Origin of the sequence: Neolewinella aurantiaca (genome assembly GCF_008014675.1) — a bacterium.
Lineage (GTDB): Bacteria > Bacteroidota > Bacteroidia > Chitinophagales > Saprospiraceae > Neolewinella > Neolewinella aurantiaca.
The window spans coordinates 19,405-37,900 of sequence record NZ_VOXD01000016.1 but is presented as its reverse complement, the minus strand read 5'-3'; the positions used below and the strand labels follow the sequence as shown (position 1 = coordinate 37,900).

Sequence of the window (18,496 nt, the reverse complement as noted above, 5' to 3'; positions counted from 1 at the left end):
ATGCGCTTAAGAACCAAAATCACTGCAGTATTCGTAATACTGACCAGTTTCTTTCTGACCGGAATTTTCATCCTGATCTACTACTCTTCCGAACAGTACACAGAGAGCGAATTTTACCTGAGGTTGAGCCAAAGAGCAACCATTGCCGCCCAGGCTTACCTGGAAGAGGACGAAATGAACCTCGACATCTACGAAGACGTCAGGATCAAGCACCTGCAAACACTTCCGAACGAAACAGAAGTTATTTACCCCGTAAATGCTAAAGAGAAAAAACTGCTAAGTACGCCCGATTCAAACCTGCCATACACCTTCTTCGAGACCATCTTTCAGAAGGAGTACGCCGAATTACAACTGGGAGAGTATTTCTACACCGGGCTTTTGTACCGCGACAATGAAGGCGACTTCATTGTGGTGCTCTCGGCCCGGGATTTATACGGAGTCGGCAAGTTGAACAACCTCAGATCGATTCTGATATCGGCTTTCTTCATCAGTATAATATTCATTTTCATCCTGGGCTGGTACTACGCAAAACAAGCGCTCAGTCCTATTGCCAAGATCATAAACGAAGTCAACTCAATCAGCGCGGAAAACCTGTCGTTGCGCCTGGCTACAACTACCGGAAAAGACGAACTGGCACAGCTGGCCATCACCTTCAACAACATGCTCGACCGGCTTCAGATATCGTTCGACCTGCAAAGTAACTTCATCAACAATGCATCACACGAGCTGCGCAACCCGCTTGCCGCAATACTGGGGCAAACAGAAATTGCGCTGAATAAAGACAGGAGCGACCAGGATTACCGGGCCACCCTGAAAAGTGTGGAGCGTGAAGCATCCAGATTGGACTTTTTGGTGAATGGTCTTCTCAAATTGGCAAAAGCCAACTTCGATTCTCAGGGGATGATCATCGGTGAAATTCGGGTCGACGAGCTTGTTTTGGACGTAAAAAACACCCTTGATGTATCAATCCCTGAAAACAACATAATTCTGGATTTTGAAGACCTGCCCCGACAGCAGGACACCATTTCGCTTCTGGGGAGTGAGTCTCTCATTAGCGTCGCCCTTGGGAACATTCTGGAGAACGCCTGTAAATTCTCAAATAACAAAGAAGTAAAACTGAAACTGTTTTCTGATGCTCAGAAAATATTTCTGATCATAAAAGATCGGGGGGTAGGCATCCCCGAAAATGAGCTCAAGAAGATTTATGAGCCCTTTTTCAGAGCCTCCAACGCAAGGGGAATCACCGGTTTCGGCTTCGGACTTCCCCTCGCCTACCGCATCATACAAATGCATGGGGGAGAAATACAAGTCTTTTCTAAAATAGACAAAGGCACCGTCGTGAAGATAATGCTCCCCAACAAAAGAACCCGGAAGGCAAAAGTATAGTCTCCTTTACATAATTCTTTCCGGACATCAAGCGAATTTACCGAATTCTAATTTCATTCTAATCTGGCTCTTATTCCGCTCTAATTGACCGTACCTACTTTTGTTGCAAACGCAACATAAGATGAAAAGAATACTCATCCCCACCGATTACACCCCTGAGTCTCTTCAACTTATTGAGTACGCATTCCTGAATTTCCCCGACACCCGGTTAGATATTGTTCTCCTCGCAGGCTGTAAGATGTTTGAATCTAAGTGGAGAATAATGCACTTCACTCCTCAGGATTTCATTTACCAACAAATGAACGATGAGTTCATTCAAGAAAAAAGGCATATGATCCTGGAGCACAAAGGGCAGTTGGGCCAGATTCAATTCGAATTGTTCACAGGAAGTAACTCTTTCGCTTTTCAGAACTTTCTTTTAACGCTGGATGCTGACACTGCTGTCCTACCCGACGACGGAGTTTTGATGAACCCTGACCGCAAATGGTTCGATACTACCAGCTATCTCCGCAAGAGTGTAGCAAACATCATTCAGGCCCCGGTAGAAAGGAGAAACAACCAACCTGCACGGCAGCAAACATTATTCAACAGTCTCTTCGACCTTTAAATCGGCCCATTGGGCTGAAAACTATATTTACTATGGAAAACTTCACAACGAAATATTTAAAATCCGACATAAAATCCGGCCTGGTCGTCTTTTTGGTCGCTCTTCCGCTTTGTCTCGGTATCGCTCTTGCCAGTGGTGCGCCTCTATTTTCGGGCATCATTTCAGGCGTAGTGGCGGGTATTGTTGTGGGCACGCTGAGTGGATCTCAACTTAGCGTATCTGGCCCGGCTGCGGGACTGACGGCGATTGTAGTCGCTGCAATTTCAAGCCTTGGATCTTTCGAGGCTTTTCTCCTTGCAGGAGTCCTGGCCGGAGTCATTCAGATTGTTTTGGGCTTTGCAAAAGCAGGTATTCTTTCTAACTACCTGCCTTCGAACGTAATTGAAGGAATGCTTGCCGCGATCGGTATCATCATCATCCTTTCTCAACTTCCGCATGCTGTCGGCTTCGATGAAATGCACGAGGGAGATTTCTTCTTCATTAATGCCGAAGGACAGCATCAGCTCTTTGTTACCCTGGCTGATACCATTAACTTCATCCATCCGGGAGCTCTCATTGTGGTTCTTGTCTCTCTGGCAATCCTCATTGCCTTCATGAAGGTCCCCTTCCTGCAAAAAATCAAATCGATTCCCGGGGCACTGGTAGCAGTTCTCGCCGGTATAGCAATCAACGAAGCTTTCATCGCTACCGGTTCTTCCCTTGCTATTACACCAGATCACCTCGTAAGTCTTCCTGTTCCCCAAAGCATGGATCAGTTCTGGGGGCAATTTAGTCTACCCGACTTTGCCCAGGTAGGAAGAATGGATATCTGGGTTGTCGCGCTTACCATTGCCGCAGTAGCCAGCATCGAGACGCTGCTTTGCATCGAAGCTGCCGACAAGATGGACCCGCTCAAAAGATACACCGACACCAACCGCGAGCTGAAAGCCCAGGGTGTAGGCAATATGGTTAGCTGCCTCATCGGCGGCATCCCGGTTACTTCGGTAATCGTAAGAACTTCCGCGAACGTAGCTTCTGGCGGACGCACCAAAATTGCAGCCATCTCACACGGTTTCTTCCTCATGATCGCGGTATTGAGCATTCCCTTTCTCCTCAATAAAATCCCCCTTTCATCACTCGCAGCAATTCTGCTCGTGATTGGTTTTAAGCTGGCAAGCCCTCAAAAATTCATCCACATGTGGAACAGCAGCAAGAAGTTCCAGTTTATTCCTTTCGTAGTAACCGTAGTTGCTATTGTCTTTACCGACCTTCTGGTTGGAGTAGGAATCGGACTTGCTGTTAGTGTATTCTTCATCCTTAGCGGCAACCTCAAACTTGCGTACTTCTTCCGGAAAGACCAGTACAACGAAGGTGAAATCATCAACATGGAACTGGCCCAGGAAGTATCTTTCCTCAACAAAGCAGCCATTAAGAGGACCTTCGCGAACCTGCCCGAAAACAGCCAATTGGTCATAGACGCTTCTAATACCGTCTACATAGATCACGACGTACTTCAGACCATCAAGGAATTTGTCGAAGAGGGTGCCGAAGAACGCGACATTTCAGTAAAAACTATCGGCTTCCGGAAGGAATACAACATCGAAAACTCGCAATCACACGTAACTTCAGCCGCCTCCGAAAACGGTGAAGGGTTATCGTCCGGACAGATAAAGAATGGCACCAGAATCCCTTCTAACCAGTTAAACATCACCAACTTCGAAACCACCTAACCGGACTTCCTTATATACCGGAAACGAAGTGATTTGGGACAATTAGCGCGCCGTTAGCGTGGTGGCTGGTAAGGCGCTGAAAGCCGCGCCTGGCCTGAGCCAGGTAAGGTTTTCAACAACGCTGCCAGACGCCGCGATAACAAGCGATAAAGTCCCAAACCACTTTGGTTCCGGTATAAGCAAGGATAGATCACTGATGCCTTTTGGCGCTGCGTAAAGCGAAGGAATACTTCCGTAACAACAAATACGAAAGAAAACCTCCTGCGAAACCCGGCTCCAAAAGGCATCTTTTTTTATTTCACCACCTGACGGCACCCGGCCAAGTCGCTTTCTGAGCGAGAGTAGCCCAAGCAAGCCGCAAGCTATAGCGGCAGAAGCTGGTTGGTCATCGTCACGGAATCACCTCCGCAGCCGGAGGCTGCTTCAGCCAGGAAGTAAAGACATGCCTCGGAAAAATGCGCTGTTGCAAAGCGAAGGATTCATCGTTTTCCTGAGTCAAAGAACAAACCTCCTCCGTTTCCCGGGGTTAAAGGGTAAAATCAGTTCTATGCACAAACTACTTTCAGTAGCTGCAATTCTTGTTTCCTTCCTGTACCTGGCCTGCGGCCAGTCCATCTCTCAGGCCTCGGCTCCAACGCTTCCTGAACCAGTGCGGGATACTGTAACGGAAGTATCGGTTTACGACTTTGCAGAATTAGAAAAACGCCTCTACACCAGCAGTGACTCCACTTACATCGTCAATTTCTGGGCAATGTGGTGCGCACCCTGCGTAAAGGAGTTGCCTTATTTTGAGCGTTTCCTAGCCAAACATGCTGGCGAAAAAACCGCCGCCCTGCTGGTTAGTATGGACTTCCCCAAAGACATAGACAGCAAGCTGCTGCCGTTCCTGAATACACGAAAAATTTTCCGCTCCGATGTAGTCCTGCTCGACGCACCAGATGCCAACAGCTGGATTCCCCGGGTAGACCCCGCCTGGTCGGGGGCCATCCCCGCCACCCTGATCTTCAATCGCGACACCAGCGTTTTCTTTGCCCGGCCATTTGCCGATCTGGAAGACCTGGAAGCCGCTGTAGCCTCCATTAACCAGTAGAGCGCTCAGTCATTAAATCATCATCCACCAAAATTCATCAATGAAAATCAAGCATATTTCCTTCCAACTCCTGCTTATTGCGGGCCTGGGCCTTTTCGTGGCCACCTCCTGCAAGAGCAGCGGAACCTCTAACGACAAAACAGCCATGGAGCAATCCGATCGCCCCGGACCTCCTCCCGGCAACCGCCCGGGGCCGCCCCCCGGTGATCGCCCCGGCCCGCCCCGTGGCGGAGGCGGCGGCCCCGAGCAAACCAAAACCCTCGAAGAGATCGGCGGTTACCAAATCGGAGCTACCGCTACCGACTTCAACCTCAAAGACGTAAGCGGCAAAATGGTCTCTCTGGCAGGAATGACCGATGCCAAAGGCTACGTTGTAACTTTCACCTGCAACGAATGCCCCTTCGCCAAAATGTACGAAGACCGCCTGATCGAGCTGCACAACAAGTGGGCGCCTAAAGGCTATCCTGTTGTTGCCATCAACTCCAACGGCGGTGCCGGTCAGGAAAGCATGGAGGCCATGCAGGCCCGCGCCAAAGAAAAAGACTTCCCCTTCGTATACCTCATGGACGAAGGACAGGAAATCTTCCCGCAGTACGGTGCCGTGCGTACCCCTCACGTTTTCGTTCTCGATCAGGATCTCGCCGTTCGCTACATCGGAGCCATCGACGATAACGCGCGTGACGCGAGTAGCGTAAAGACAAGCTACGTAGAAGATGTACTCAAAGCGCTAAGCAAAGGCGAAGCTCCCGGGGTAACTTACACTAAGGCGATCGGCTGCCCGATCAAGCACAGCTAACAACCCGCCATGATTGACGGCCCGCTATAATCTACCGGCAAAACACAGCGCCCTGTAAACCGTATTGGTCTGCAGGGCGCTTTTCTTTGTCTACACTGAGTGTAGACAGGCTTAAACTTACCTTCTCCTGACGGTAGCTTACGGTTGAATTACAGACCTTTGCGCCATGCAAAAACTACTAAGCAACCAACTTGGGCGCCTGCGTGTACTGGGCTTCATCGAAGGAGTTTCCTTCCTGCTCATCCTCTTCGTTACCATGCCACTGAAGTACTGGTACGACACGCCCGGCCCCAACAAGGCCATCGGCATGGTTCATGGCCTCTTGTTCATCAGCTATTGCTTTCTCGTTCTCAACGTTGGCATCGACCGGAAATGGAGCTGGCAAAAGATCGGCCTCGGCCTTTTGGCTTCTATCGTTCCCTTCGGGACATTCTGGGCCGACGTCAAGCTGTTCCGTGAATAGCTAGTGTATTAATGCCCGTGTGTACTGTGGTCTTCGGCGGGCCGCTCCACCCGTTCCAGGAAAGTATCCATATCTACACGCTCCGTTAGCCGCCCCCCCAGGGTGGCGCCTACACTCAGCACGCGCTGGTATTCTACCAGACCAAGGCCTTTTGCATAAATCTCGAACCCGGTAAACTGAGGGCTGATGTCTCCCAGCTCAGTATCCCGTTCACTCACCTCTCCGGCCAGGTCAAACACAATAGCCGGGTAGCTTTTGCCCAACACCGTGATGGAGGTATCTCCCCGCACTGTCCGGTTCAGTGAGACATAAGTAGTCGTTGTTTCGTTGGAGGGAGCCTGGAAGCGGAGCCGGTAGCCGTTGGCTGCATTGTCCGTCATACCGTTTAGGTAAAACGGGAAAGCCCGGTCGTAGAGGAGTTCTGTCGCTACGGGAACAGGTACTCCTGAGCTGTCGGTTTGTAGTAACATGAGGTCACGGATGTACACTCCGTCATTTTTTATTTCCTGCCGGGTTTGCTGGCGGGGGCTGAAATTCCCATCATACTGGGTTACGCTCAGGAAGAGCGCTGTATCCTGAGCCACCCCCAGGCAGTAGGTAAATTCCTGATCGGGGCCGGGCAGCGAACCCGTGTTTTCGTATACGTACACCAGCCCCCGTTCTGCCAATTCGCGGGCGGGGAAGTAATAATCCCGGATATCCCGCGGAGCGGGATCACAGGCAAAAAACAGAGATAATAAAAGAACTAAGGGAAATAAAGCCGGCATCTGGGCGCGGTCGCGGGTGCATAGTGAGGTCATAAGAACAAAGTTAGAAACGCCAGGCGAATTCCTTCGCACTGCCTTTCAACGTTTTTTTGCACCTGCGTTCGCGCCGTAATATCTGATAGCAAAACCGTAGCGGAGGCTTAGTCCGTCTAACTTGAGCTACCCGATGGGTGGCGTGGCAGCTGCAATCAGGTGCTCACCCCGTACATCTGAGATAATTTGCTTTGAAGTATTCTTCTCTGAGATGGTCCTGAAATACCGGACAGAAAATTTTTGTAATTTTCAGTCTAATGAAACAAGAAGCGAATACAAAGAAGAAGTACCGAAAGTACGACGCGGCCTTCAAAGCGGAGGCAATCCGTCAGATGGAACAAGGTCGTTCTGTAGCGGAATTATCTACATCTCTGGGGGGGGGGCAAAGTCTACTTCACCGCTGGAAGAAGCAGTCTAAAGGAGGATCCACGGGTCCTTCTGCAGAGACCCTACAGCTTCGCAAGGAGATGAAGCGGTTGAAAGAAGAAAATGAGATTTTAAAAAAAGCATTGAGCATTTTCAGCCGTCTCGATTAGACCGCTACCGGTTTATTGAGATGCACGGAAATGCTCACTCGATCTCCTTACTTTGTGAGTTGATGCGGGTCAGCAGGAGCAGTTACTATGACCGTTTCGAACGCGTTTCGGTCACGTCATCACAAAGCGAAATAACCCGTAAATTGATTGCGGCTTTTCACTTTCACAAACGCAGATATGGTACCCGGCGTCTGGTGTCGGAGTTGGCTGACGATGGAATTCAAGTAGGTCGTCAAACAGTTCGAACTATTCTGGCAGACCACGGATTACGGGCGATTCAGCCTAAATCATTTGTTCCCAAGACGACGAGAACTCACCCGAACTTAAGGCGTAGTCCCAATTTATTACTGGAAAGGGAGCCAGCCAGAGCACCGGATGAAATCTATGTTAGCGTTATCAAGTACAAAACAGTAACATCTAGCACATTATGAGCGCAGATTTCGGACTTCGACTAAAAACTATCAGAGAAGAGAAGGGCATGAAGCGGGACGAGGTCGCCCAAAAGATCGGTACCTCCCAAGCCATCATCGGCCGCTACGAACGTGGCTAGCGTACGCCGTCTGTCGACATCGCCAAGAATATCGCTCAGGCTTTCCCGCTGCCGCTTTCACTATCGGCCCGCCGCACAACTCTTTCGCCTTCATAATCGCCGTCCGCTTATCGCACTTTTCCATGTACAGAATGAAGTCGATGACGTCCACGCTCTGTACTTCGCAGCTCCTCGCGAAGCAGTAAGCCGTGTTCGTGTCCGGGTAGACTTTCATCGAAGCCGCTTTGTCATCGTGGAAGGGGCATTTCATCGCACCCTTTGCTCCCGCTTTCAGCCCGTAGTGAGCCAGGACGGTTTGGATCGAGAGAGTAGATTTTATGGCGGGGATGGTCATATTTGGTTGATTTCAGTTCTTTTTTCAAGTGAAGAAAAAATTGAGTCTGTAACTATCGGACACAAACATACCCTTTAAGACATTAAAGCAAAGAAAGTATTGGCTTCTTTTTTACCCTTTAGTTCCGTATTTTTGACCTGCACAAGCAAAATCAAGTATTTTCATACCCTTTCAGACATGACAACCGGTAAAATCATCGCGGAACGACGGGAACATTTAGGACTCTCCCGCAGCCAACTGGCTAAACAAACGGGCAGTTCCCACGTCATGATCGGTAAATACGAACGGGACGACGCCGTCCCTTCGCTCGAAGTGGCACGCAAAATTGCTGATGCCCTCGATGTCAGCCTGGATTACCTCGCGGGCAAAGACTCAGCCAAAAAGCTGAACAGTCAGAACCTCCAACGACTCGCGGAACTGGAACTACTGGCCGGTGATAAAAAGAAGATCCTCTACGATCTGATCGATACTTATATCCGGGATGCTAAAGTGCAGATGACTTACGCCGCAAGGTGATTTCGGCTTTCAGAATCGTTGAAAAAGGGAAACTATAGATTTTGTACTCCTGTTACTCTCAGGTTGGTATTGACCCAAGTTCACTAATATTAGATAAAAATTTGGAACTTATACTTTCACCATTCACCCATTTAGAAAACACACTCTTAGATTCAAGCCTTATAGATGGATATAAAAAATACTCAGGATCACGATTAAACAGCAAGGTTACAGAACAAGGTAAACTATCAATGAAAGAAACAATCTTTCCTTTACATGAGAAGTTATCACCTCCATGAGGCACCCTATTGAATAAAGACTCCTTTGCGAACTCTGTCCAAAGCCATACCTCAAAACCTAATGTATCGACTGGATCAGGAAAATTTAGTGAACCTAAAGTTATTACCTTCTCCTTATCTACTACAAAAGTATGCTCCCCCAGTTGACTTATAGTTTCACCACCTTCCTCTAAGAAAGCGGAAAGATCGGGTGGCAACGGAAATATAATTTTCTTCATGTTTGTTTTATTTATATCCCTGGGGGATTGAATGCATTTCCTCCCATCAATTGAATCAATCCATCAAGAGCTTCCTTTTTAGGGTTCGGCCTCGGTTTCAAAATCATGAAGTCTGGCCGCCCAGTACTAGCATTACCAACGGGAGGTGTTCCTTGGCTACCTCCCACTATTCGCATATAGTCATTTGGATTACCTGTGGTAAACGTTCCTCCCCTCTGACCACTTACTGATGCCCCGTCTACCATATCTGACAATTTAGCCCACGTCTCTCCAGCAGGAACTCTTGCTCTCTTTGCAGCTTCAGCAATTCCCGCCGCAGCTACCCCACTCTTTGCAGACAATACTGCTCCAGAGGACGGCACCGCTCCCGCTAATACTAATCCAGAAGTTGTGTTATCGAATACTCTACTTGCGGTAGAAGGCTCAACACTACTTTCCGAGTAAACAACAACAGAGCGCTCACCATCCCATTCCGTAGAGTAGGTACGATATGGGATATCCTCTGGTTTCTTACCTCCAAAAATTATTTGTGCATTTCGACTAATACTGTGAGTTAATTGCTTGCCTGCAGCAACTAAACTTGGTATTATCTCATCTGCAATTGTTGGTCCTCCGCAACAATCTTCACTACTACGCCCATCAGGGTCAGTCTTGCCGATCGGATTGTCTTCTACGTAGTTGTAAGGACTCCAAGCTGCGTAGTCACTAGCCAGCGGATCCACCCCTAAAAACTCCCGCAAAATCCCAACCAATTCTAGTTCGCCACTTCCGAGAGGAACTTGATCCGAACGAGCTTAATTTCCTCGATGGTGATGTCTTCTTCCTTCAACGTCTGGAAGGCGATGTCGGGATCATCTGTTTCAGCCTGCATGAAATAGTCTGTCGTTTCTTCGAGGCTGTATTCGTCTACTTCATCTTCGATGTAGTAATCGATGTTAAGCTTCGTTCCGGAGAGCACGATCGAGACCATTTCTTCCATCAACTCATCCATGCTCAGCTGGTTGCCGGAGGCGATGTCTTCCAACGGGATTTTACGATCTACCGCCTGGATGATATTGACTTTCTTCTTCGACTTATTGGCCACTTGCTTCACCACAAAGTCGTTCGGTCGGCTAATATCATTCTCCTCAACGTATTTCTCAATCAGCATCAGGAAGGGAGTAGCATAACGCTTCGCCTTACCAATGGAAACACCGTTGATGTTCTTCATTTCTTCCAGCGTAATCGGGTAGCGCGTAGCCATTTCGTGCAACGACGGGTCCTGGAAGATCACAAAAGGCGGCAAGTCAAGGCGCTTGGATTCTTTCTTACGCAGGTCTTTGAGCGCGAGCAGAAGCGCTTTGTCCAGTACTACAGCGCGGGCGTCATCGGCCGCATCTTTCATATCTGCAGCCAGTTCTTTTTCGAAATCGTGATCGATTGGGATTTCGAAACTGACGGGTTTCTTCAGAAAAGCATGCCCCTGCTCCGTCATCTTGATGGTGCCGTAGCTCTCGATGTCTTTACGGACCATGTTGTTGAGCAATGCCTGCCGGAAGACCGAGCTCCACATCACTTCGTCTTCTCCCTTCCCGAAACCGAAGCCGGCACGGGTAGTGAAGCGGTAGTCCTTCATTTGCTTGGTTTCCTTACCGAGTACAAACTCAATCAGGGTTTTCAGCGGATAATTTTCGTCCAGTTCAATAACGGCCTTGAGCGCAGCAACCAGCTTGTCCTTGGCTTCAATGCGCTCCTTCGGGTGGCGACAGTTATCACATTTTTCGCCACAGTTCTTCTCGTCGTACTCTTCTCCGAAGTAGTGGAGCAGGAAGCGGCGGCGGCAAGCGGTCGTTTCTGAGTACGCCATTACCTCCTGCATCAGCTGGGCCCCCATTTCGCGCTCCATCAGAGGCTTGTCGCGCAGGAATTTCTCCAGCTTCAGGATGTCTTTGTAAGCATAAAAAGCAATGCATTTGCCTCCCAGTCCGTCGCGGCCGGCACGGCCGGTCTCCTGATAATAATTTTCAATAGACTTCGGGATATCGTAGTGGATCACGAAGCGAACGTCGGGCTTATCGATCCCCATCCCGAAGGCAATGGTGGCACAGATAACGTCGGTGTCTTCCATCAGGAACTCATCCTGGGTCCGCGAACGGGTTTTAGGATCAAGGCCGGCGTGGTAAGGCAGTGCCTTCACGCCGTTTACGCGCAAAGTTTCGGCAATTTCTTCGGCCGACTTACGGCTCTGAACGTAGATGATCCCACTCTCACCGGGCATCGTTTTGACGACCTGAATGATTTGCTTGAAGGTATATTCTTTCTTTCCCTTGGGCCGGACTTCGTAGTAAAGATTGTCGCGGTTGAAGCTGGACACGAAGGTGGCGTGATTCTCCCCCATCCGCAGGTTCTTCACGATGTCCGACTGTACCTTCGGGGTAGCAGTTGCCGTAAGGGCAATAATCGGAATCTGGTGACCGATTTCATCGAGCATCTCACGAATTCTGCGGTATTCAGGGCGGAAATCGTGTCCCCATTCAGAGATACAGTGCGCCTCGTCGATGGCAACAAAAGAGATGTTCGACTCCCGAAAGAACTCAATGTTCTCTTCTTTGGTCAGCGTCTCCGGAGCTACAAACAACAACTTCGTTTGTCCGCTGGTAATGTCTTCTTTTACCTGCCGCATTTGAGTCTTGGAAAGCGACGAGTTCAGGAAGTGAGCAACAGCATCATTATCACCGTAAGACCGGATGCTGTCTACCTGGTTTTTCATCAGCGCAATGAGGGGAGAAATCACCAGTGCGCAACCGTCCATCATCAGGCCAGGCAATTGGTAACAAAGACTCTTCCCACCACCAGTGGGCATGATAACGAACGTATCGCGCCCTTCGAAAAGAGCTTCGATGATGGCTTTTTGATTACCCTTGAAGGTATCAAATCCGAAATGATCAAACAATGCTTGTTCGAGGTGACTGTTTACTGGTTTTGCGGTCATTTTATATTCGCTTTGCTCCGAATCTTATGTACGTCATGCTCACCGTATAAATTCCTATGGAAAAACGGCGTCGGATTGTTTTAAACTCAGGGCGATACCTTTGCAGTACCGCCGGATGAAAGATTTGTCAAAATATTAAATGGGCAAAGTAATAGGCGATGGAGGAAAGGCAACTAGGCCAACCCGGTTGTTAAATTAAGGGTTTAAAATGAGATTACTTCTTCTTGGACCGCAAAAATCGACTGAAATCTTCGTCAAAACAAGAGAAGATTTCTCTAACGGCGCTCAAAAATACACTTTTACGTGAAAAATACAAGCCAAATCATTCGTGTTGCCCGGAATACACTTCAAATAGAAGGGCAAACCCTGCTTTCGTTGGTGGACACCATCGGAGAAGACTTCGTGGCCTGCGTCAACAAGGTGTATAGTTCGCCCGGCAGACTGGTTGTTAGCGGAATAGGTAAAACGGCGATCGTAGCTAAAAAGATTGTGGCCACGCTCAATTCCACTGGCACACCTGCGCTTTTTTTACACGCCGCAGACGCAATTCACGGCGACATCGGGATGGTAAGGCCAGAAGACCTCGTTATGTGCCTTAGCAAAAGTGGAGAAACCGCCGAGTTGAAGATGCTGGCCCTGCTGGTTCGCCAGTCCGGCAATCCCCTCATTGCTATGGTAAGCCGCGAAGACTGTAGTCTGGCCCAGCTTGCCGACCACATTTTGCTTACCCCCGTTGCCCGCGAGGCTGACCCCAATGACCTTGCCCCTACGGCCAGCACTACGGCCCAAATGGCAATGGGAGACGCTCTGGCCACGGCCCTGCTGGCCCTGCGGGGCTTCAAGCCCAACGATTTTGCCCGTTTTCACCCCGGCGGTTCGCTGGGCAAGCAACTTTACCTCCGGGTCTCCGACCTCTACGTAAACAACCAGGTTCCGGCCGTGAACACCGACAGCCCCCTCCGGGAGATCCTGCTGGAGATGACCGGTAAACGTCTCGGTGCAACGGCAGTCCTCTTCCCCGGCTCCCGCCTCCTGGCGGGCGTCATTACCGACGGCGATTTGCGCCGCATGCTCAACGGCAACCCCGACCTCGAGGAGGTTACCGCAGCCGAAATCATGACGACCAACCCAAAAACCGTCGATCACGACACCCTGGCCATCAAGGCGCTGGAGTCGTTACGAACCCACAACATCAGCCAGCTGGTCGTAACCGGCCGGGCCGGCGAGTACCTCGGCTTTTTGCACCTGCATGACCTCATCCGGGAAGGACTGGTTTAGGGAGTTTGGGAGTCGGGAGTTTGGGAGTCTTGAGTCTTGAGTCGGGAGTCGGGAGTCACGCGGCAGCGCCTTCAGACTCCCGACTCGAGACTCCCGACTCAAAGCGTAGCGCTTCCAGACTCCCGACTCCAGACTCCAAGCGAAGCGCCTCCCGACTCGAAACTCCAAAGCGGCGCGAACGCAGGTGCGAAGAAAGGTTTTAGAGTCCGTCCCTACCGTCAATGCTTTCATCGGGACGAAGCAAAAAGCTCTCTCCTTCATACCCGACAAGGCCAAACCCTGCCTTTCAACACCCCTTGTACCTGCGGCCTCGCCTTGTGAGTCGGGAGTTTGGGAGTCGGGAGTTGGGGAGTTGGGGAGTCGGGAGTCTTGAGTCGGGAGTCACGCGGCAGCGCCTCCAGACTCGAGACTCCAGACTCCCGACTCAAAGCGTAGCGCTTCCAGACTCCAGAACCTCCACCCTACTTCAATGGTTATTATCTTTGCATCCGCAAAGCCTATGGTAAAAATAGCCGACATCGAACTCGGGGAATTCCCCCTCCTGCTCGCTCCCATGGAGGACGTGAGCGATCCTCCCTTCCGTGCCCTCTGCAAAGAGCAGGGTTGCGACCTGATGTACACTGAATTCATCAGTGTCGAGGGCCTCATCCGTGACGCCACGAAAAGTGTCGAAAAACTCGACATCTACGATTACGAACGGCCCATCGGCATTCAGATCTTCGGAGCCAACATCGAGAGCATGGTAAAAGCCGCCGATATCGTTGAGGCCGCGCAACCGGAACTGCTCGACATCAACTTCGGCTGCCCCGTTAAAAAAGTAACCTGCAAAGGTGCTGGTGCCGGCATTTTGCAGGACATCCCCAAAATGGTCAAACTCACGAAAGCCATCGTTGACCGGACCAACCTGCCCGTGACGGTTAAAACCCGCCTGGGCTGGGACGACAACACGAAATACATCGAAGAAGTAGCCGAACGCCTGCAGGATGTGGGCATCAAAGCCCTCTCTATCCACGGTCGTACCCGCAAACAGATGTATAAAGGCGAAGCCGACTGGACCCTCATCGGCGCCATCAAAGACAACCCGCGCATCACCATTCCCATCTTCGGAAACGGAGATATCGACTCGCCGCAAAAAGCCGAAGCTTACCGCAACCGCTACGGCGTGGACGGTATCATGATTGGCCGTGCCGCCATCGGCAATCCCTGGATTTTCCGGGAGATCAAGCACTACTTCGCTACCGGCGAAATACTGGCTCCGCCCAATATCGATGAGCGCGTTGATGCGGCCCGCGACCACCTCCGCCGCAGCATCGACTGGAAAGGGCCGAAACTCGGCATTCTGGAAATGCGCCGTCATTACACCAATTACTTCCGCGGCTTGCCCGGCGTGAAGGAATACCGCAAAACACTCGTTTCCGAGTACGAGCCGGAGACGCTATTCAAGGTACTCGAGGAAATGCGAAAAATCTACGCCGGGGTAGATACACTGTTGGTGTAAAACAGGCACGAGTCTCTGCCAACCGTTAAAGTGATCTAAAATCCGGAACAGCGGCACAGCTACCTCAGGGAGTAAGCGTTGCCTGTTTGGGCCCCAACCCCGGGCCAGAAACACACCCTTCGCTCGGGACGCAGACCTTTTTTGGTCGGCCGATGCCCCCACAGATACAGCCCTGATGATCAGTTTAGCCCTCCTCAGTATTGCCATTTTTCAGGGAATTGTGGTTGGCCTTATCCTCTTGTCTCCTCCTCTTTTCCGAAGCAACGCCAACCGCTACCTCGCGTTCGCAATTTTCTCGCTTTCGTTGTCTCTGTTGAATCTCTTACTGGACGACGCGCAGGCGTTTGAACGCTACCCCTTTCTTGGCGTCATTGACGTAGTGGACTCTGCCTTGCTGTTTCCGGTGTTGGTCCTGCTTTTCGTAGTTGCTAAGGTTGGTCATCCCCTGCAGAAAAGCCGGAAGCCGAAATGGCTGTTTATTCCGGTGCTTTTCCTGATTTTGACCAGTGCGTTCGATGAGTACGCAACGCGACTACATCCCACCGATCCCATCGTCAGCATAGTCAGTAACGTTGCTGGGCTGGTTGCTTTTTTAATTACTCTGGTCCTCATTCCCTTCATTCTGGTTAAAACGCACCGGATCATCCAACACGCAGCGAGTAAGCAGGTGAGAAGATGGCTCACTTGCTTGTGGATTTTTGAGATCATTTTTCTGGGTTCCTGGCTCCTGGCGATCCTGTTGAGCCCGTTCATTGAATCCGGACTGACCAACGCGATGCAGGTGCTGGCCCTTTTCTCGACGCTGCTGATTCACTGGATCGCCTATTCCGGAGTATTCAGGCTAAAACTTGCCAACGACCGGGAGAAAATAAGGGTTCTGCTTTCTTACCATAAGCCGGCCACTGCAGCACCCCCTGCCCCCTCTGTACCACTGCTCAAAAAAAGCAGCAACGCTGTGCAAAACCTAACCGTTCCGCCGCAGGAAAATAAGTACTTTCAAACGCTGAGTAACCTTTGCCTTGAGCACAAGATCCACCGGGACAGTAGCCTGGACCGGGCATCGGTAGCGAAGATGCTTGACATCAGCCCGGGTTATGTTTCTCAGATCGTCAATGCCGCTACCGACGACAACTTTGCCACTTACATAAACCGGCACCGGGTAGAAGACGTCAAGAAACTCATTCTGGACGACGACTTCGCCAATTACAGTCTCCTGGCGATTGGCCTGGAGTGCGGCTTCTCCTCCAAGTCCACCTATTACAATTCCTTCAAGAAAATCACGGGCGTTACGCCCAATGCTTACCGGAAAGCACACCGGGGATAAAGAAAATCTCAGGGTAAATCCTTCAATCGGTTTCAATTTGTACAGTTCAGAGCTATCGGGACTCTCCGGAACGGGGATGCGCCTAGGTTTGCCGTGAAACCAATTGACAACCAAAATTTCACAACTGCGTAAACCGCAGTAAAAACCCTCCATAAAATGGCAAAGTTCCTCCCCATCATCATTCTTTTCTTTACCCTTTCCTCGTGTTGTATTATCACAGATTGCCCCGACGAAGACAGCCCCCCCTCCCGGCTGTCGGATGAGATAGGCAATCAGGCTTACGTACAGATTTTGGACAATTACCTCTCTGGCTTGCCGAACAACGCTCAGGTAGCCATCGGCTTAGTGGACGACACGCATACCGAATACATCGGTGTTACACGCGAAAGCGATGTACTGCAGACGACCGACAACGCCGACAACGTATTCGAGATCGGCTCTATCACCAAAGTGTTCACCAGCATCTGCCTGTCCGACATGATTGCTTCCGGAGAAGCCTCCCTGACGGAGACCCTTCAGGGCCAATTCGATTACGATATACCTACCGGCGGAGACATAACCTTCCTGCAGTTGGCCAACCACACCTCCGGCCTCCCGGTAGTGCCTACCAATGAGGAGGAAGTTCCGCAGTTCGACCCTACCGATCCTTATGCTGTTTACACGCCGGAGAACCTGCAAAGTTACCTCCAGAACCACTTAGTTTTAAGTGCAGCCAGTGGCACCGAATATTCTTACTCAAACCTGGGTACGGGTTTACTGGGTTATGCTTTGGCTCAAAAAAGAAACACCACCTACGAAGAGTTGGTGCAGCGCACTGTCCTGAGCCCATTGGGTATGGAGCAAACCACTTCTGTTCTCGAAAACACGGATACAACTAAACTCGTGGAACCCAGAGATCAAAACGGCGACATTGTACCCCACTGGAACTTCTCGGAAATCACTACAGGAGCAGGGTCTCTGAAATCTTCGGCAGAAGATATGACCCGGTTTATCCGGAAGAACTTTGAGAATGACGCAGTGTACGATCTTCCACAGGAAACGACATTTAACCGGGACGACAACTTTGCACTCGGCTTGGGCTGGACCATTTTCGAAGAAGGAGAATTCAGTCTGCTTGTTCATGACGGCGGCACCGGTGGCTTTTCCTCCATCCTCATCCTCGACAAAAACAAGCGAACGGGGGTGATCCTCTTAGCCAACGTCGCCGATTACACTACTGTGCTTACCTCGCTGGGTAACGCTCTTTTCCTGGAAGTAAACAATTAGGCGAATACTCCGCGCCTCTGGCGTAGCGAAGTAGAGAACGCTTCCCCGACCCGAAAAGATAGTGGGTCATGGCTGAATACCGGGGGGACTATCCGGCGGCTTGCCAGTCTGGTGCTTTTACCCCGCGCAGCCGGGGTGAGTTGGCCTGGCGGCTGCCGGTGCTCCCGGGTCCTCGCAAGAGGGGAGACGTGAGAGGTGGCAAGGGGAACAAGTTAGCGGTGGTAGTGCATCTGGCGACATACTTTGGAAGCTACAGTCTCCTGAAACTCTTAAAAAACGCCTAAATTCAGGAGTCCGGTTAAAGTAATTGCTCCGGGCGGCGTCTACAGATGTGAATGACAGATAAAAACCCCAAATATGAATGGGACGAAGCCTACCGAGAATATGACACCGAGTTAGCCGCCTTTGTCCGCGATCGCATCCCCGCCGATGAAGCAGCCGACCTCCTGCAGGAAGTCTGGGCCAGCTATCTCACCGCCCTACACAACAGTTCTATCAACCAGCCCCGCGCCTGGCTCTACCGCGTTACCCGCAACCGTATCACCGATTATTACCGGCGGCGCTCGGGCCGCCCTGCTTTCCAGGACCTTACGGAAGACATAGATGCGGAAACCGACGAACAGTACAGTGAAGCCGACCCCGACGATGTCTGGGCCGACATTGAGGACGCCCTTGACCTGCTGCCGCCCAACCAGCGCGAAGTATTCGTCCGCAATGAACTCGACGGAGAAACACTCCGTGAAATAGCTGTGGATCTCGGTGTCCCGCTGAAGACCATCATTTCCCGTAAAGGCTACGCCCGGACGCGTCTACGCAGCCTTTTACAAACGACCTACGACAATTATTTCGGCTACGATTAAAGTAATCACCGCCCTA

General features: G+C 50.7%; 20 protein-coding genes. 15 read left to right on the top strand and 5 right to left on the bottom strand.

The window, feature by feature from the left end; genetic code table 11:
• From FUA23_RS11550 to FUA23_RS11525, 6 genes are all read left to right on the top strand, one after another.
• A complete protein-coding gene (locus tag FUA23_RS11550; protein WP_147930900.1) occupies window positions 1-1,386 on the top strand; it encodes a HAMP domain-containing sensor histidine kinase in 1,386 nt (461 codons plus the stop codon).
• A 121-nt stretch (window positions 1,387-1,507) separates the two neighbouring features.
• Complete coding sequence (locus tag FUA23_RS11545) at window positions 1,508-1,993, top strand: hypothetical protein (protein ID WP_147930899.1); 486 nt, start codon at window positions 1,508-1,510, stop codon at window positions 1,991-1,993.
• A 32-nt stretch (window positions 1,994-2,025) separates the two neighbouring features.
• Window positions 2,026-3,702: a SulP family inorganic anion transporter gene (locus tag FUA23_RS11540; protein WP_147930898.1), complete on the top strand. Its 1,677-nt coding sequence runs from the start codon at window positions 2,026-2,028 to the stop codon at window positions 3,700-3,702.
• 547 nt (window positions 3,703-4,249) lie between these two features.
• Window positions 4,250-4,792 (top strand): TlpA disulfide reductase family protein, encoded by a 543-nt coding sequence (locus tag FUA23_RS11535; RefSeq protein WP_187270989.1) that lies wholly within the window; start codon window positions 4,250-4,252, stop codon window positions 4,790-4,792.
• Between the two features lie 40 nt (window positions 4,793-4,832).
• Window positions 4,833-5,588, top strand: a complete 756-nt coding sequence (locus FUA23_RS11530; protein WP_222707028.1) for a thioredoxin family protein — start codon at window positions 4,833-4,835, stop codon at window positions 5,586-5,588.
• A 166-nt stretch (window positions 5,589-5,754) separates the two neighbouring features.
• Complete coding sequence (locus FUA23_RS11525; RefSeq protein ID WP_147930896.1) at window positions 5,755-6,051, top strand: DUF3817 domain-containing protein; 297 nt, start codon at window positions 5,755-5,757, stop codon at window positions 6,049-6,051.
• An 8-nt stretch (window positions 6,052-6,059) separates the two neighbouring features.
• Here the strand turns inward: FUA23_RS11525 and FUA23_RS11520 are convergent, their stop codons facing one another.
• Entirely contained in the window at window positions 6,060-6,851 is a 792-nt protein-coding gene (locus FUA23_RS11520; protein ID WP_147930895.1) for a hypothetical protein, read from the bottom strand.
• 257 nt (window positions 6,852-7,108) lie between these two features.
• Between FUA23_RS11520 and FUA23_RS11515 the strand changes: the two genes are divergently transcribed.
• Genes FUA23_RS11515 through FUA23_RS11505 form a run of 3 tightly spaced genes read left to right on the top strand, consistent with a single transcriptional unit; the run spans window position 7,109 to window position 7,937 of the window.
• Window positions 7,109-7,387 (top strand): transposase, encoded by a 279-nt coding sequence (locus tag FUA23_RS11515; protein WP_147930894.1) that lies wholly within the window; start codon window positions 7,109-7,111, stop codon window positions 7,385-7,387.
• Window positions 7,388-7,407: 20 nt separating this feature from the next.
• Window positions 7,408-7,818, top strand: coding sequence for an IS3 family transposase (locus tag FUA23_RS23120; RefSeq protein WP_147930893.1), 411 nt, complete (start codon window positions 7,408-7,410; stop codon window positions 7,816-7,818).
• Window positions 7,815-7,937: a helix-turn-helix domain-containing protein gene (locus FUA23_RS11505; RefSeq protein WP_147930892.1), complete on the top strand. Its 123-nt coding sequence runs from the start codon at window positions 7,815-7,817 to the stop codon at window positions 7,935-7,937. The genes FUA23_RS23120 and FUA23_RS11505 overlap by 4 nt, the downstream gene beginning before the upstream one ends.
• On the opposite strand, the gene FUA23_RS23115 is transcribed toward FUA23_RS11505, so the two are convergent.
• Entirely contained in the window at window positions 7,912-8,271 is a 360-nt protein-coding gene (locus FUA23_RS23115) for a CHC2 zinc finger domain-containing protein (RefSeq protein ID WP_147930891.1), read from the bottom strand. The two genes, FUA23_RS11505 and FUA23_RS23115, sit on opposite strands and share 26 nt — an antisense overlap.
• Window positions 8,272-8,448: 177 nt before the next feature.
• On the opposite strand from FUA23_RS23115, the gene FUA23_RS11495 reads away from it, so the two are divergent.
• Window positions 8,449-8,787, top strand: coding sequence for a helix-turn-helix domain-containing protein (locus FUA23_RS11495; RefSeq protein WP_147930890.1), 339 nt, complete (start codon window positions 8,449-8,451; stop codon window positions 8,785-8,787).
• A gap of 58 nt (window positions 8,788-8,845) precedes the next feature.
• Here FUA23_RS11495 and FUA23_RS11490 read toward each other — a convergent pair whose 3' ends face one another.
• Genes FUA23_RS11490 through FUA23_RS11480 form a run of 3 tightly spaced genes read right to left on the bottom strand, consistent with a single transcriptional unit; the run spans window position 8,846 to window position 12,254 of the window.
• Complete coding sequence (locus tag FUA23_RS11490; protein WP_147930889.1) at window positions 8,846-9,283, bottom strand: hypothetical protein; 438 nt, start codon at window positions 9,281-9,283, stop codon at window positions 8,846-8,848.
• Between the two features lie 11 nt (window positions 9,284-9,294).
• Complete coding sequence (locus FUA23_RS11485; protein WP_147930888.1) at window positions 9,295-10,023, bottom strand: RHS repeat-associated core domain-containing protein; 729 nt, start codon at window positions 10,021-10,023, stop codon at window positions 9,295-9,297.
• Window positions 10,024-10,037: 14 nt separating this feature from the next.
• Entirely contained in the window at window positions 10,038-12,254 is a 2,217-nt protein-coding gene (locus FUA23_RS11480) for a RecQ family ATP-dependent DNA helicase (RefSeq protein ID WP_147930887.1), read from the bottom strand.
• A gap of 303 nt (window positions 12,255-12,557) precedes the next feature.
• On the opposite strand from FUA23_RS11480, the gene FUA23_RS11475 reads away from it, so the two are divergent.
• The 5 genes from FUA23_RS11475 to FUA23_RS11455 all read left to right on the top strand — a co-directional run bounded on the left by FUA23_RS11475 (window position 12,558) and on the right by FUA23_RS11455 (window position 18,480).
• The gene (locus FUA23_RS11475; protein ID WP_147930886.1) at window positions 12,558-13,532 is read left to right on the top strand and encodes a KpsF/GutQ family sugar-phosphate isomerase; all 975 of its coding nucleotides are present in this window, start codon (window positions 12,558-12,560) and stop codon (window positions 13,530-13,532) included.
• 499 nt (window positions 13,533-14,031) lie between these two features.
• Window positions 14,032-15,030 carry a tRNA dihydrouridine synthase DusB gene (gene dusB / locus FUA23_RS11470; protein ID WP_147930978.1) on the top strand — a complete coding sequence of 333 codons (999 nt, stop codon included), beginning with the start codon at window positions 14,032-14,034 and terminating at the stop codon, window positions 15,028-15,030.
• A 175-nt stretch (window positions 15,031-15,205) separates the two neighbouring features.
• Window positions 15,206-16,354, top strand: a complete 1,149-nt coding sequence (locus FUA23_RS11465; protein ID WP_147930885.1) for an AraC family transcriptional regulator — start codon at window positions 15,206-15,208, stop codon at window positions 16,352-16,354.
• A 156-nt stretch (window positions 16,355-16,510) separates the two neighbouring features.
• Window positions 16,511-17,620 carry a serine hydrolase domain-containing protein gene (locus FUA23_RS11460; RefSeq protein ID WP_147930884.1) on the top strand — a complete coding sequence of 370 codons (1,110 nt, stop codon included), beginning with the start codon at window positions 16,511-16,513 and terminating at the stop codon, window positions 17,618-17,620.
• A 335-nt stretch (window positions 17,621-17,955) separates the two neighbouring features.
• A complete protein-coding gene (locus FUA23_RS11455; RefSeq protein WP_147930883.1) occupies window positions 17,956-18,480 on the top strand; it encodes an RNA polymerase sigma factor in 525 nt (174 codons plus the stop codon).
• Window positions 18,481-18,496: the final 16 nt, after the last annotated feature.